12 protein-coding genes and 1 pseudogene are annotated in these 15,215 nt (G+C 59.8%); 3 read left to right on the plus strand and 10 right to left on the minus strand.

The features are described from left to right. From JYJ84_RS13440 to JYJ84_RS13450, 3 genes are all read right to left on the minus strand, one after another. Window positions 1-473: glycosyltransferase (locus JYJ84_RS13440; protein WP_205189219.1), on the minus strand; the 473-nt coding region annotated here is incomplete at its 3' end. Between the two features lie 17 nt (window positions 474-490). Continuing rightward, on the minus strand, window positions 491-1,060 hold the full coding sequence (locus tag JYJ84_RS13445) for an isoprenylcysteine carboxylmethyltransferase family protein (RefSeq protein ID WP_122947863.1): 570 nt from the start codon (window positions 1,058-1,060) through the stop codon (window positions 491-493). 67 nt (window positions 1,061-1,127) lie between these two features. Further along, window positions 1,128-2,030 (minus strand): alpha/beta fold hydrolase, encoded by a 903-nt coding sequence (locus JYJ84_RS13450; RefSeq protein WP_122947864.1) that lies wholly within the window; start codon window positions 2,028-2,030, stop codon window positions 1,128-1,130. A gap of 720 nt (window positions 2,031-2,750) precedes the next feature. Between JYJ84_RS13450 and betI the strand changes: the two genes are divergently transcribed. Genes betI through betA form a run of 3 tightly spaced genes read left to right on the plus strand, consistent with a single transcriptional unit; the run spans window position 2,751 to window position 6,556 of the window. Further along, a complete protein-coding gene (gene betI, locus JYJ84_RS13455) occupies window positions 2,751-3,335 on the plus strand; it encodes a transcriptional regulator BetI (protein WP_122947865.1) in 585 nt (194 codons plus the stop codon). 32 nt (window positions 3,336-3,367) lie between these two features. Next, window positions 3,368-4,837 carry a betaine-aldehyde dehydrogenase gene (gene betB / locus JYJ84_RS13460; protein ID WP_122947866.1) on the plus strand — a complete coding sequence of 490 codons (1,470 nt, stop codon included), beginning with the start codon at window positions 3,368-3,370 and terminating at the stop codon, window positions 4,835-4,837. Window positions 4,838-4,855: 18 nt separating this feature from the next. Next, window positions 4,856-6,556, plus strand: coding sequence for a choline dehydrogenase (gene betA, locus JYJ84_RS13465; RefSeq protein ID WP_175223187.1), 1,701 nt, complete (start codon window positions 4,856-4,858; stop codon window positions 6,554-6,556). A gap of 235 nt (window positions 6,557-6,791) precedes the next feature. Here betA and JYJ84_RS13470 read toward each other — a convergent pair whose 3' ends face one another. The 7 genes and pseudogenes from JYJ84_RS13470 to JYJ84_RS13500 form a co-directional block, all read right to left on the minus strand. Further along, a complete protein-coding gene (locus JYJ84_RS13470) occupies window positions 6,792-7,877 on the minus strand; it encodes a hypothetical protein (protein ID WP_164462721.1) in 1,086 nt (361 codons plus the stop codon). Window positions 7,878-7,899: 22 nt separating this feature from the next. Then, window positions 7,900-8,964 carry a hypothetical protein gene (locus JYJ84_RS13475; protein ID WP_205189220.1) on the minus strand — a complete coding sequence of 355 codons (1,065 nt, stop codon included), beginning with the start codon at window positions 8,962-8,964 and terminating at the stop codon, window positions 7,900-7,902. After that, complete coding sequence (locus tag JYJ84_RS13480; RefSeq protein WP_175223190.1) at window positions 8,961-10,067, minus strand: hypothetical protein; 1,107 nt, start codon at window positions 10,065-10,067, stop codon at window positions 8,961-8,963. Before JYJ84_RS13480 ends, JYJ84_RS13475 begins: the two co-directional genes overlap by 4 nt. Before the next feature lie 22 nt (window positions 10,068-10,089). After that, on the minus strand, window positions 10,090-11,175 hold the full coding sequence (locus JYJ84_RS13485) for a hypothetical protein (RefSeq protein ID WP_164462723.1): 1,086 nt from the start codon (window positions 11,173-11,175) through the stop codon (window positions 10,090-10,092). After that, window positions 11,172-13,901, minus strand: a complete 2,730-nt coding sequence (locus tag JYJ84_RS13490) for a toxin VasX (RefSeq protein ID WP_164462724.1) — start codon at window positions 13,899-13,901, stop codon at window positions 11,172-11,174. The genes JYJ84_RS13485 and JYJ84_RS13490 overlap by 4 nt, the downstream gene beginning before the upstream one ends. Window positions 13,902-13,911: 10 nt before the next feature. Further along, window positions 13,912-14,838 carry a DUF4123 domain-containing protein gene (locus tag JYJ84_RS13495; protein WP_164462725.1) on the minus strand — a complete coding sequence of 309 codons (927 nt, stop codon included), beginning with the start codon at window positions 14,836-14,838 and terminating at the stop codon, window positions 13,912-13,914. After that, window positions 14,838-15,215, minus strand: a pseudogene (locus tag JYJ84_RS13500) (Rhs element Vgr protein); the annotation flags it as partial. The pseudogene JYJ84_RS13500 and the gene JYJ84_RS13495, both read right to left, overlap by 1 nt.

Here is a 15,215-nt window from a genome sequence, read left to right on the forward strand (position 1 = left end):
GCCTTCACCGGCAGCGGCCAGCGCGCGGGAATCGTCAGGCGCGGGTGGGTCGGCGGCGCATGCGCGGACAGCAGCGTCGACGGTGACACCTGCACCGACACGTACGGCGTGCCGTGCAACTCCTGCATGAAGCGCGCGGAGAATGCCCACAGCGTGCCGACGAGCACCGTATCGCCGTCGGTCAGCGCACGCAGCGCGTCGTAATGCGGACGCAGCGTCGGCGCGATCACCTGCCACAGCGTGCGAAACGACGTGCGCGCATCCCACAGCGCGGGGTTCGCCATCGCGGCCTCGTATTCGGCCGCGGTGCCGATCGGCACGAACGCGAACCCGCAACGGCGCACGGCCGCCTCGAACGGTGCGTGCGTGCAGAACACGACGTCGTGACCGCGCGCCGCGAGCGTGCGCGCGACGCCGAGCAGCGGATGCACGTCGCCCGCCGAGCCGATCGCGGTCACGATCATCTTCGCCATCGCGCGCCTCGCGGGGTTCAGTAGAAGCCGGGAATCAGCGCCGCGACCTCGCGGCGGTACTGCGTGTACGCCGGCCCGAAATACCCGGTCAGCCAGCTTTCCTCGACGCGCACCTTGTACGCGAGCGACGCGAACACGAGCAGCACGCCGATCGCGCCGCGCCATTCGCCGCCGATCAGTGCGGCGCCGACGAGCGCGATCAGGCAGCCCGTATAGATCGGGTGACGCACGAGCCCATACGGCCCCGTGCGGACGAGCTCATGGTCTTCCTTCAGCGTGACCGATACGCTCCAGTTCGTGCCGAGATGCAGCCGCGCCCACACCGAGAACAGCAGCCCGGCCGCCAGCACCGCGAGCCCGCCCTGCGCCTGCAGGCCGAAGCGCTGCCAGTCCGGCACGAGCGCCTGCCACGACGGATCGGGCAGGATGATCAGCGCGCCGCCGACGATCAGCGGAATCGACTGCAGCGTGCGCGAGCGCGACGCTTCCTTGCGCACGGTCGTCTTCGCGCCTTGCGAAGTGGCGATCCAGTAGGCGAGCCACACGGCCCACGGAACGACGATGGCGATGGTCTGAACGATATTCACGGCTGGCCTGCCTCGTTGGGATGGGAATTCGGATGCGCCGCGCGTACCGGCCGCCCGGCGTGCTGTGTCACGACGACAGCGCGTGCATCGGTGCGGGCACGCGCGCCTGCGCGGCGGCGAGCGCCATGCCGGCGGCAAGCGACGACCCGCCGCAGAAAAAGTCGAGCAGCGCCGAGCGCGTGTATTCGCGCTGCGCGCGGCCTTCGATGTCGAGGAAATGGCCGGCGTCCGGTACCGTCCCGAACCGCGCGCGCGGCACGTGCGCGCCGAGCTGGCGCACGTCGGCGGGCGTCGTGTATTCGTCGCGCTCGCCGTTCAGGAACAGCAGCTCGCAGCCGATGTTCGAGAACTCGCTGAAGTAGCGCGCCGGCTGCAGCGACAGGATCTGGTCGACGTGAAACGCGACCTGGTCCTGCTCGTCACGCGGCAGGCGCGTGAGATAGCGGTAGTTGTACAGCTTCATGATGCGCGGCAGATAGCGGCCGACGGTATCGTTCAGCAGCTGCGCGGCCTTCAGGTTCTCGCCGGCCGCGATGTGGTCGCGGGCGCGCGTCACGTAGTCGACCATCGCGTCGTTCAGGAACGGCGAGAACGAGCAGATCGCCGCGCGCCGTACGCTCGGGCAGCCACGCGCAAGTGCGAACAGCGACGCGACGCCGCCCCACGACACCGACACGAGGTAGGCCGGCGCGAAGCGTTCGACCAGATGCTGCAGGATCGCGGCTTCGTCGTCCTTCGTCAGGATGAAGCAGCCCGGGTTGTGCTGGCGCGACTGCCCCGCATACGGCAGGTCGAAGCAGATCGTGTTCATCCGCTCGCCGAGATACTGGACGGTCTGCCCGAACGACGCGGTCGTCGCGAGCGCGCCGTTGACGAGCATCGCCGTGTCGAACGCCGGGTCGAACACGTTCCGTTCGACGTAGACCTTCAGACCATTCGGCAGCGGGACCACGTGTTTTTCGGTCAGCATCGTCGTTCTCCGGTGGATGCGGCGTCTCGACGTCGCGGCATGCTGCAGGTGCGCAATGACTGCGCCGGTTGTTTGCGCGCAATCCGAATCGCGCGATTGGCCAATGCACCGCGGCAATACCGGCGGCATCGATTCATTCCTCGTAGTGCGGCGCCATACTAATACGGACAATATTACTGACTCAAGTCATTCCAACGATACCCTCTACTCTGTTAGGAAATTCTGCAGATTCAAATTATTCCCGCATTTTTTATGGTAAGCGGAGTGCTTTGGAGCGCGACAGCAATCGTTTGCGAAACGCGACTGACATCCGCTCAATCAACATATATTTCTTTAAAATCAATGTCCTACTCCGTTTAATTCGCTTATTTGAAACGGATTTCCATGAATGAATCGTGACGCCGTTTCGCAGGCCGACATTCCTATTTCATCGAATATCACATAGCTCAATACTCTTTCATTCCGTAATCGCTTCGGCACCCGCAACGATTAACCAGATTGATCGCCCGCTTCAGAATGCGTTTTAAACAAACTCCAGCTTTTTTAATCATCTTCCAATTATTTTTCCGCACCCGCACAACGCGCGCCCAGGGGCCGCGCTCGCCTGCCGGACACATGCCCTCACCGTCAGACCCCGATTTTTTATTGATTGAACGATCAATAAAAAACCGCTAAGCTCTCGACTTCCATGGACGGCCCGTCCGGGCGAAGGGAGTCGCGATGCCGAAAGTCGGAATGCGGGAGATTCGCCGCGCACAGTTGATCGACGCCACGCTGCGCTCGATCGACGAGGCGGGCCTGCCCGGCACGACGCTCGCCTCGGTCGCGCAACGCGCGAACATCTCGACGGGCATCGTCAGCCACTACTTTGGCGACAAGGACGGCCTGCTCGAAGCGACCATGCGGCACGTGCTGCGCGACCTGTGGTCGGCCACCACGCGGCGCCGCGTGGCAGCACGCAAGGATCCGCGTTCGCGGCTGCGCGCAATCGCCGCCGCGAACTTCGACGACACGCAGGTCAGCGCGCCCGTGATGAAGACCTGGCTCGCGTTCTGGTCGCAGAGCATGCACGACCCGATGCTCAAGCGCCTGCAGCACGTCAACACGCGGCGCCTCCATTCGAACCTGTCGGCCGAATTCGCCAAGGCGCTGCCGCGCCTGCAAGCACGTGAAGCCGCCAGCGGCCTCGCCGCACTGATCGACGGCCTGTGGCTGCGCGGCGCGCTCGCCGGCGGCCCGATCGACACCCGGGCTGCATTGAAGCTCACCCACGACTACATCGACCTGCTGCTCGCGTCCGCCTGACGCGGCGCGCAGTCGCCCCCTAGGAGATCCTCATGTCCGTATTCGGTTTGCAGCGCCTCTACATCGGCGGCGGTTACGTCGACGCCACGAGCGGCAAGACTTTCGACACCTTCGATCCCGCCACCGGCGAACTGCTTGCGCAAGTGCAGCAGGCGAGCGCCGCCGACGTCGACCGCGCGGTCGCGTCCGCGCAGGAAGGCCAGCGTGAATGGGCCGCAATGACCGCAATGCAGCGCTCGCGCATCCTGCGCCGCGCGGTCGACCTGCTGCGCGAGCGCAACGACGAACTCGCCGCACTGGAAACGCGCGACACGGGCAAGCCGATCGGCGAGACGCTCGCGGTCGACATCGTCACCGGCGCGGACGTGATCGAGTACTACGCGGGCCTCGCGACCGCGATCGAAGGGCTGCAGGTGCCGCTGCGCGCCGAATCGTTCGTCTATACGCGCCGCGAGCCGCTCGGCGTGTGCGCGGGCATCGGCGCCTGGAACTACCCGATCCAGATCGCATGCTGGAAGACCGCCCCCGCGCTCGCCGCAGGCAACGCGATGGTGTTCAAGCCAAGCGAAGTCACGCCGCTCACCGCGCTCAAGCTCGCGGAAATCTATACGGAAGCCGGCGTGCCGGCCGGCGTGTTCAACGTCGTGCAGGGCGACGGCTCGGTCGGCGCGCTGCTGACGGGCCACCCGGACATCGCGAAGGTGTCGTTCACCGGCGGCGTCGAGACCGGCAAGAAGGTGATGTCGCTGGCCGGCGCGTCGTCGCTGAAGGAAGTGACGATGGAGCTCGGCGGCAAGTCGCCGCTGATCGTGTTCGACGATGCGGACCTCGACCGCGCGGCCGACATCGCGGTGACCGCCAACTTCTTCAGCTCGGGCCAGGTCTGCACGAACGGCACGCGCGTGTTCGTGCACCGCTCGGTCAAGGATGCGTTCACGCAGCGCGTGCTCGAACGCGTGAAGCGCATCCGCGTCGGCAAGCCGACCGATGCCGATACCAACTTCGGCCCGCTCGTGTCGGCCGCGCAGCTCGACAAGGTGCTCGGCTTCATCGAGAGCGGCAAGGCGGAAGGCGCGAAGCTGCTCGCAGGCGGCACGCGCCTGACCGACGGCCACTTCGGTAGCGGCCAGTACGTCGCGCCGACCGTGTTCGGCGATTGCCGCGACGACATGAAGATCGTCCGCGAGGAAATCTTCGGGCCGGTGATGAGCATCCTCGATTTCGAATCGGAGGACGAAGTAATTGCCCGCGCGAACGACACGCACTACGGCCTGGCGGCCGGCGTCGTGACCGAGAACCTGTCGCGCGCACACCGCACGATCCATCGCCTCGAAGCCGGCATCTGCTGGATCAACACGTGGGGCGAATCGCCGGCCGAGATGCCGGTTGGCGGATACAAGCAATCCGGTGTCGGACGCGAGAACGGCATCACGACGCTCGAGCACTACACTCGAATCAAGTCGGTGCAGGTCGAACTCGGCCGCTACAACCCGGTGTTTTAAGAAAGGAGATTGACCGTCATGACGACACGCGAATACGACTACATCATCTGCGGCGCAGGTTCCGCGGGCAACGTGCTCGCAACGCGCCTGACGGAAGATCCGGATGTGACGGTGCTGCTGCTCGAAGCCGGTGGCCCCGACTACCGCTTCGACTTCCGCACGCAGATGCCGGCCGCCCTCGCCTATCCGCTGCAAGGGCGCCGCTACAACTGGGCATACGAAACCGACCCCGAGCCGCACATGGACAACCGCCGGATGGAATGCGGGCGCGGCAAGGGGCTCGGCGGCTCGTCGCTGATCAACGGGATGTGCTACATCCGCGGCAACGCGCTCGACTACGACAACTGGTCGACCCACAAGGGCCTCGAGAACTGGACGTATCTCGACTGCCTGCCGTACTTCAAGAAAGCCGAGACGCGCGACGTCGGCCCGAACGATTATCACGGCGGCAACGGCCCCGTGTCGGTCACGACCAGCAAGCCGGGCGTGAACCCGCTGTTCGAGGCGATGGTCGACGCGGGCGTGCAGGCCGGCTATCCGCGCACCGACGACCTGAACGGCTATCAGCAGGAAGGCTTCGGCCCGATGGACCGTACCGTCACGCCGAAGGGCCGTCGCGCCAGCACCGCGCGCGGCTACCTCGACCAGGCGCGCGCGCGGCCGAACCTCGAGATCGTCACGCACGCGCTCGCCGACCGCATCCTGTTCGACGGCAAGCGCGCATCGGGCGTCACGTACCTGCGCGGCAGCGAGCGCGCGACCGCGCATGCGCGCCGCGAAGTGCTCGTGTGCAGCGGCGCGATTGCGTCGCCGCAACTGCTGCAGCGCTCGGGGGTCGGCCCCGGCGCATGGCTGAAGGAACTCGACATTCCGGTCGTGCTCGATCTGCCCGGTGTCGGCCAGAACCTGCAGGATCACCTGGAGATGTACATCCAGTACGAATGCAAGGAGCCGGTGTCGCTGTATCCGGCGCTCAAGTGGTGGAACCAGCCGAAGATCGGCCTCGAATGGATGCTGAACGGCACCGGCCTCGGCGCGAGCAACCACTTCGAGGCGGGCGGCTTCATCCGCACGCGCGACGACGATCTGTGGCCGAACATCCAGTATCACTTCCTGCCCGTTGCGATCAATTACAACGGCTCGAACGCGATCGAGATGCACGGCTTCCAGGCGCACGTCGGCTCGATGCGCTCGCCGAGCCGCGGCCGCGTGAAGCTGCGCTCGCGCGATCCGAACCAGCATCCGAGCATCCTGTTCAACTACATGGCCGAAGCGCTCGACTGGCGCGAGTTCCGCGATGCGATCCGCGCGACGCGCGAGATCATGCGGCAGCCCGCGCTCGACCGCTATCGCGGCCGCGAGCTGAACCCGGGTGCGGACTGCAAGTCCGACAAGGAACTCGACGCGTTCGTGCGAGCCCGCGCGGAGACCGCGTTCCATCCGTCGTGCTCGTGCAAGATGGGTTATGACGACATGGCCGTGGTCGATGAAGAAGGCCGCGTGCACGGGCTCGAGGGCCTGCGGGTCGTCGATGCGTCGATCATGCCGATCATCACGACCGGCAACCTCAATGCGCCGACGATCATGATCGCCGAGAAGATCGCGGACAAGATTCGCGGGCGCAAGGCGCTTGCGCGGGTGGAGGTGCCTTACTTTGTCGCGAATGGGGCGATGGCACGCAATATCGCGAAGGCCGTGCGGCAGCCGGAGACGGTCTGACGGCGGCGGGGAGATGACTACGACGGGCGTGGCTGGGAGACGCGGAAGTCCGCTGTATCCCGGCCCGCCCGCTTGATGACGCTCCTCTTCCCGGTCAGTAGCGCTGCGCTGCGTGCTTGCGGTAAATCACTTCGAGCACGCAGCGCATCGACATCCTTATCGACCCCGATCGTGCTTGTCGGTCGCAGGATGGGATCGTCCTGACATTTGTCCGTCGAAGTCGATCGACTCAGCGTCAGGAGACTGACGTGTAAATTGGTCGCCCCTTGGCATCGACCAACTCATAGCCACGCTCGCCAGCGTAGCGGTAGAAAACATCCGTGCGGGATTTGACTGGCGTCGTGTCGAATTCGCTCAGATCTGCATCCGGGGCGCACAAGCGTTCAACCTCTTCGGGCCAGCGATATTCGGCTCTCTTGCGTGTCACCCACCAGTCGATCAACGGTCCTGTCGCGCACCAGTAGAGCAGACGAACAAAGGGACGACCGACATACAAGTCCCACCAATCTGGATTGTGCGTACTGGCCGGAAAGCCGCTCGGCTTGTGTACATGGCCGAACCTTCGCAAATGGTCATCGGGTTGAATCGCTTCCAGGCCATGCTCCATGTAGCGGCGAATGAATTCTAGGCGATCCAGGTTGGCCCAAAAGGTCGCACCATCGCCCGAATCGAAGTGACCGTCCACATTGAATGGGCGGCTGTAATAGTCACGAATAAAGCCATTTGACACTTTTCCAAAAATCTGAATTGGATGAGGAAAATATAGGCGCAAATTGAAACTACCACTCAAGCTCTGCCCTGTTTCCGTAAACGGTCGCACGTCACGCCAGTTCAGATTCAAAACCTCTCCCCCTACCCCAACCATGTGAACGATCTGTGCCTGCCGATTGAATCGCGGAGGAGACGATATTGCCCCAATGAAGCAAAACCAAAAAAAATACCCCAGCAGCGCCAAAAAAAATATATAGAATAATGCGCCCGGCAGAAACGCCAAAAAATAATTCCCACTAGCAATATTTTTCGTTACCGAATCACCAAACAATCCATGGACAACCAAGGCAAAAACGAAATGGTGCATCAGTGCGCAAAGGTACAGAACCAGTGAACATCGCCCATGCCAATAATCCGGCTGCATATAGCGGTCGTTAAACATGCTCCGATCAGACAAGTCATCACTGAAATGCACACTAGGCGACCACATAGCCAGCGTGATGCCAGGCAGCGCAATGTGGTCGCTTTTTTCTCGCAACGCCTCAATCTGCTTTTCGAAACCAGCCGAATCTGTTGGTTGTAGAGTGGGATCGTCCTGAGTCGTGCTCATAGGTAGTTGCTCGGCTCTAGCGTCAGGAGATAGGCGTGTGAATCGGTCGCCCCTTGGCATCGACCAACTCATAGCCGCGCTCACCAGCATAGCGGTAGAAAACATCCGCCCGGGATTTGACCGGCGTCGTGTCAAATCCACTCAAATCTGCATCCGGCGCACACAAGCGCTCCACCTCTTCGGGCCAACGAAAGGCGGCTTTTTTGCGTGTCACCCACCAGTCGATCAACGGTCCTGTCGCACACCAATAGAGCAGACGCACGAAGGGACGACCAACATACAGGTCCCACCAATCTGGGGTAGGCGTATTGACCGGAAAGCCGTTCGGTTTGTGTACATGGCCGAGCCTACGCAGTTGATCATCGGGCTGAATGGCATCCAGGCCGTGCTCCATATAGCGACGAATGAATTCGAGGCGATCGAGGTTGGCCCAAAATGTAACACCATCGCGCGAAGTAAAATCTCCTTCCAAAGCGAATGGTTCACTGTAAAATTTACGAATAAAATTCGCCGACACTTTGCCGAATTTCAGGTGCGGCTGCGGAAAATAGAGCTGGAGACGAAATCGACCACTCAACGTTTGACCAATTTGTGTGAGCGGCCGCACCTTATTCCACTGTAAATGCAAGATCTGACGCCCCCAAAGCACGTGCACGAGTTGCGCCTGACGATTAAACCGCGGAGACGGCGATATTGCCCCCAAGGCCGCAAGTCGAAATACAAAGCCATAAACAAACAGAAGAAACGCGTATACAGCCCCCGCCTGCAAAGTGGCTGCGATCACGCCCCCCCCCTGATTCTTTAAAAATCCCATCAATATAATAAAAAGAGAAAAATTATGCATCAGCGCAAAGCAATACATAATTAACGAGCATTGCCCCCGGACGAAATCCGGCTCAATATATCGCCCATTAAACATGAGTGGATCCGACACGTCGTCGCTGAAATTTACGCTAGGTGGCCACATAGCCAGCGTGATGCCTGGCAGCCCAATGTGGTCTCTTTTTTCTCGCAGCGTCTCGATCTGCCTTTCGAAACCAGCCGCGTCCGTCGGCTGCAGCGTGGGATCGTCATGAATCGTGCTCATAGGTAGTTGCTCGGCTTTAAGGAGACAGGCGTGTGAATCGGTTGCCCCTTGGCATCGACCAACTCATAGCCACGCTCACCGGCATAGCGGTAAAAAACATCCGTACGGGATTTGACTGGCGTCGTGTCGAATTCACTCAGATCCGCATCCGGCGCACACAAGCGCTCCACCTCTTCGGGCCAGAGATAGGTTGCCTTTTTTCGTGTCACCCACCAGTCAATCAGTGGCCCTGTCGCACACCAGTAGAGCAAACGCATAAAGGGACCGCTGACATACAGGTCCCACCAATCCGGATTCGGCAGACTCCCAAGGAAGCCGCTCGGCTTGCGCACGCGCCCGAGCCTACGCATTTGCTCGTCAGGCTGAATCGCTTCCAGGCCGAACTCCATGTAGCGGCGGATGAATTCGAGGCGATCCAAATTTGCCCAAAATGTTGTACTGTCACCTGAAGCAAAATTACCACCCACATTGAATGGTCGACTGTAATATCTACGAATAAATTCCTTTGATACATTTAAAAACATTTGACGAGGCTGAGGAAAATATAGGCGCAACTGAAAATAACCATTCAAACTTTGCCCCGTCTCCGTAAAGGGACGCACGTCACGCCAATTCAGATGCAAAACCTCGCCTTTTATTCCAGGCACGTGGATAACCTGCGCCGTTCGATTGAATCGCAGTGTCGAAGCGGCTGCCCCGAGAAAACAGATCCAAAAAAAATATCCCAAAATCAGCAAGAAGAATGCATAGAACAGTGCACTAGGAAGTAGCGCAGCAAGATAGTTTCCCCGAGCAAGGTTCGCCGCTACTGAATCACCAAATAATCCATAGACGACCAAAGCAAGAATGAAGTTGTGCATCAGTGCGCAGAAGTACAAGACGAGTGAACATCGTCCGCGCCAGAAATCCGGCTCGATGTAGCGCTCGTTAAACATGCACGGATCAGACACGTCGTCGCGAAAACATATACTAGGCGGCCACATCGCCAGCGTAATACCGGGCAAACCTATATGGTCACTTTGAGCGCGTAATAACTCGATCTGCTTTTCGAAACCAGCCGCGTCCGTCGGCTGCAGTGCGGGATCGTTCTGAGGCGTAATCAAAGGTAGCTGCTCGACTCTAGCGTCAGGAGACAGACGCGTGAATCGGTCGCCCCTTGGCATCGACCAATTCATAGCCGCGCTCGCCGGCATAGCGGTAGAAGACATCCGTCCGGGATTTAACCGGTGTCGTGTCAAAGGCACTCAAATCCGCATCTGGCGCACACAAGCGCTCCACCTCTTCGGGCCAACGATAGGCGGCTTTCTTGCGTGTCACCCACCAGTCGATCAACGGTCCTGTCGCGCACCAGTAGAGCAGACGCACAAAGGGACGACCGACATACAAGTCCCACCAATCCGGATTCGGCGTACTGGTCGGAAAGCCGCTCGGTTTGTGTACATGGCCAAGCCTGCGCAGTTGATCATCGGGCTGTATGGCATCCAGCCCAGACTCCATGTAGCGGCGGATGAATTCGAGGCGATCTAAATTTGCCCAAAACGTTGTACTGTCACCTGATGCAAAATTACCACCCACGTTGAATGGCCGACTGTAATATTTACGAATAAATTCACTTGACACCTTAAAGAAAATTTGCCGAGGCTGCGGAAAATATAGACGCAATTGAAAATAACCATTCAAACTTTGCCCTATCTCCGTGAACGGCCGCACATCACGCCATTTCAAATGTAAAACTTCATCTCCGACCCCAAGAACATGAACGATCTGCGCCCTTCTATTGAATCGCAACGTCAAAGAGGTTGCTACGACGAAGCCAATCCAAAAAAAATACCCCAATAAAATTATAAATATCGTATAAAAAAATACACTTGGAAGGAAGGCCGCGAGATAACTTCCACGAGCAAGGTGTACCGCCACCGATTCATCGAATAATCCATAGATTACCAAAACAAGAATAAAATGATGCATCAGCGCGCAGAAGTATAGAATCAGCGAGCATCTCCCTCGCCAGAAATCCGGTTCAATATAGCGTTCGTTGAACATTTTCGGATCGGACACGTCGTCGCAGAAACCCACGCTGGGTGGCCACATGGCCAACGTGATACCAGGCAGCCCAATGTGATTGCTTTTTCCTCGCAACGCTTCAATTTGTTTTTCGAAACCGGCAGCGTCTGTCGGTTGCAGTGTGGGATCGTTCTGAGTCGTACTCATAGGTAATTTCTTGCAGGCAGCACGTGTCGCGGTTCAGTAAAATCGTTTGGCCAGTACTCGACTTCCGTTCGGCCAACCAATGTATCGCTCGACAACGTAAGGACGCCGATACCCGCTTGCTCCACCACCAGATTTGGATCGTTATACGTAGCCACACTCCCCAATGCGCCGTGAACCTGCGTCAACTCGTATTTACTGACCTGTGATTTCCACCCCGGAAAAGTGACCGTTATACGACGCAATTCTCCCAACCCCGGAATCGTCAATGTCCCGATGGTGTTGAGGACCTGCACATCAGTCGTAATGCTTGGCTTGAGGCACAATTCGTAAAACGCTTGCAGTTCCTCGAAATCATCTTTGTACGGCTCTAGCGGTTTGCGATCAAAGTAGCTGCTGTTGTGCCGATTACCCCAGACGCTGCGAGCGATCCATTCGGTCACCGTTTGTTCTGCGGCAACGCGATCATGCATAACACGAGCGGCCGAGTAGAGGCCATCAAGCGCAAGTAGCGTCCAGCCTAGCGGGCCAGATCCTATGCGCGCGACAGCGAGCGGAACACGGGCAACTGCAACGCCAGATCGAGTAAGGTTGACAAGCCTTTCTGGCTGTAGCGTCCCAAGTATGTAGAGGCCGCCTAGGCCGGCCGCTGTTCCTGCAACCGCACCACTGACAACGCTCCAAGCCGCGGCCCCACCTTTCTCCGAGCCATTGAACACTTCACGAAAATCCCTACCAGCTATGAGCAGCGCCGCAATTGCTGCCGTTCCAATGGCCCAAAGCTCCAACCTATCAGCCGATGCCTTCAGCAGCCTCGACTTCTCCTCCTGACCAACCTCCCTCGCAAGATTCGCCAACCGATTCTGATAAACCTGCGCCATGAACAAACCGCTCGACCCAAGCCCAAGCACCTTCGCGCCCGCATCCAACGCATTCGCCAGAGTCAACCCATCCTCTTTACCCAATGCATTGAAAGTCACCGCCGCGTTATAAGTGGACACCATGACAGCAAGCCCACCAATGCCCACACGCGTGTTGTGAGCGCGCCGAAGCTTGGCAGATACGTCGGCCCTCTGACTCAGCTCATGCTGCACGTCGCGCGTCTCGTACAGCGCGATCATCTCATTGGCCTTCTGGGCAACAGTGCTCGGTCGGAAACCTCCTCCCCCCTGGATCCCTAATTTATCGCGCACCCAAGCGCCCGCCTCCTTCAGCTTCACAGGTTTGGCGACGGCCAATTCGCCATCGAGCGCTTCCAACGCAGGACGGTACGCACTCGTCCAGAATTGCGCCGGGCTACGCAGTTTTCTCCTGGCAACCAGCGCACCGATCATCGCGCTCAACTGGTGTGACGACGCATCCGCCGGAATCGACTTCAACACAGCCTGCACACGCTCGATCACTGTGTCGTTGGCGAGACCACCAGCCACGGCTCCGCTGTTACGCCAATCCACCCAATCACCGATTAACGGATGGCCCAGAACAAGATCGCGCAACCAGCCCGTCAAACCGTCCTTCGTGACGCAAGTATTCAGATACGCTTCGCCTTTCGGATGATGGACCAGTCCGGTCAATGTGCAGGCACCAACTTGACGCCGATCGATGAATTGCTCGATATCCTTGCTTTCGTACAGAGTCAGCAGTGCCTGGTAAGCGCGCTCGACCGACTGAAAAACCTCCCACAAATCCGCTGCCGCGACATCCACGGCTTTTTGAAGACTGGCCAACCGCTTCGGATGTTGCTCGATGAACACGTTGTAAGCCCGGATGTTGGCAAAGCGCATACGGCTGGCGTAGGCGTCTTTACCGCGCTGAATGTGATAATCCGCATGCGTTCTGACGCCCCCGACCGTCACACTCCTCACCGCTTCGTCGATCGCATGCTGTCGTGCCGCCTCGGCAAGCGACTTGATCATTTCCCACACTCTCAGCTTGCGCGCAGCCTCGGTCACATACGGCATTTGATCCTGAAGCGCGGCGCCCACCAACTGGTTGAGGTCCATCAGCATGCCCACCGGATCGGGTAGCGCCACGGCAAGCAGGTCGACGTTCCTCTCGGGAAGCGCCGCAACGCACATGGCATCCGCGACGGCCTGCCCGGGCGCCTTCTTCGGCATGCTGACGCTCCAGGGATAAACCTTTCCGGAAAGCTCCGGCAGCGCCTGAGGCAGTTGATCCGCGCCAAAGCAGTGTGCTTGCTTGCCTCCGAGTGGTTGGATCTCGCGCATCAACAGTTTTCGCTTTGCGGCGTCACTTTCCAGGTCGTACAACGCGCGATGGCTGAGCATGCTATCGCTGACCATCAGCCATACCGATCCGCTTGCCTGCTTCTTGGGAATGAGTACATAGGGGCGGTCGCTGCCGCCATCGATTCGCGCATGGCGGCCTGGCACTTCATCCTGATAGTCCTTCTCCGTCCACCACAAAGCGATCAGGCGCCCATTCTTGAGCACCTGGTATTGCCGGGTCCACATCCGCCCGTTCTCGAAGTAGCGGAGATAGAGGAACCCGTTCGGACGCAACATGCGAAGGCCCTGTTGCTTCTCACCCGAGAGTGCCGGGTACGGGCTACTCAGCGCCGTGCTTGAGTGGCAAGGGGCTTCCGCCACACCGTATCGCAACGGATAAACGGGCAGCCCATGCTCACACGGTGGTGGCGAGATCGCTTTGCCATATTGCTTCTCGCTGGGATGGTCCGGACTTAGTGCCTTCTTGTACTGAATTGCCACGATCAGTTCCTTATGTCGATGCCCCGCGTTCCATCAATCGCGCTTCGGCATCAAACAGCCGATGCTTCCCGTTCACCTGCCGTTGGAGCAAAACGTCGCGTAGCGCGGCATCCTGGGCAAAGTATTCGTGTAGATACCGGAAACGCAGGCCCATGTAGTGCCGTACATCCCGCTCCGTGACGAGCGCCAGTTGATCAGTCGCCTCACCCGCAAAGTGGGCCAGATGCCGCCATAGCTTCGGTTCGTTGCCCGGGTGGTCGTAGGCTGGAAAGCGCCTGCGAAACTCGCGCGCACAGTCGCGCATGAACCACGCAAGGCTGGCGCGATCGAGTGCAACCTCTTCGTCCTGCGTTAGGGAGATGGGCTCGTCCATCACCGATTGCGGACGATCACCCGATGGCGCATCGGCAAACAGCCATTCCCCCGTCTGATCATCGCCCGCATGCCAGATGAAGCGCTGAATCGGACCAAACAGGTCGGACAACCGGCTCGCCGGCAATCCTTCGCAGAGTTCTTCGAGTTGCCGTGCGGCATGCAGGCTGAAACCAATCGGCAAGCCATCGGATGCCGTCAATACATGCAGGCGTTGGAGGTGATGAATCAAGACATCGCCATCGTCGGGGCCCACCAGGATCAATCCGGCCGACTGGCGTAGCCAGTGAGCGACGGCGTGACCATAAAGCGGCTCGTCGAGCGGTACTAGCAGCGGTCCATGCCGGTATCCTGGAACACCGTACTCCCTGACGGTGTTGCGCCAGACCCAGTGGTAATCGAACCGCTTGGTCACGGCCTGCACATCCTCTTCCAGCGCTTCACTGCAAGCGCCATTGAGGCAAAGCCAGGGACGCGGCCCGTCCTGCAGCACTGCCCAGCTTGCGCGAGGCAGCGCGCTTACGACCTGACGCGGCCAGCGCTGAGGTTCAAGCGCCGCACGCATCACGTACCTCCCTTCCCGCACGGACAGGGCCTGCGCGGACAGGAACCATCCGCACGCATCGCGCAGACCTGGTCCATGCCTTGCCCCGCTCGAGGCGCTGCCGGTAACGCGAGTGCATTTCGCTCTCCGCCACTGTTCTGGCTCATCGGCCCCTTCGTGCGAATTGCCACCGCATCCAGTGTGATGCCGCTGCTATCGATGCGTACGGTGCCACCGGGACCTTTGAGGACGACAGTTTCAGCCGCGTGGATTTCGTAGACCTTGGTGCGGTGCTGGATGGATTGCCCCGCTTCGACTTCCTGCCTGCCTTGTACGCCTTGCTTGTAATGCCCGCCAATATCCATCGTGTGGTTGGCAGCCGTCTTGTCGCGGCGGTT

The organism is Burkholderia sp. LMG 13014 (genome assembly GCF_905232215.1).
Classification (GTDB): domain Bacteria; phylum Pseudomonadota; class Gammaproteobacteria; order Burkholderiales; family Burkholderiaceae; genus Burkholderia.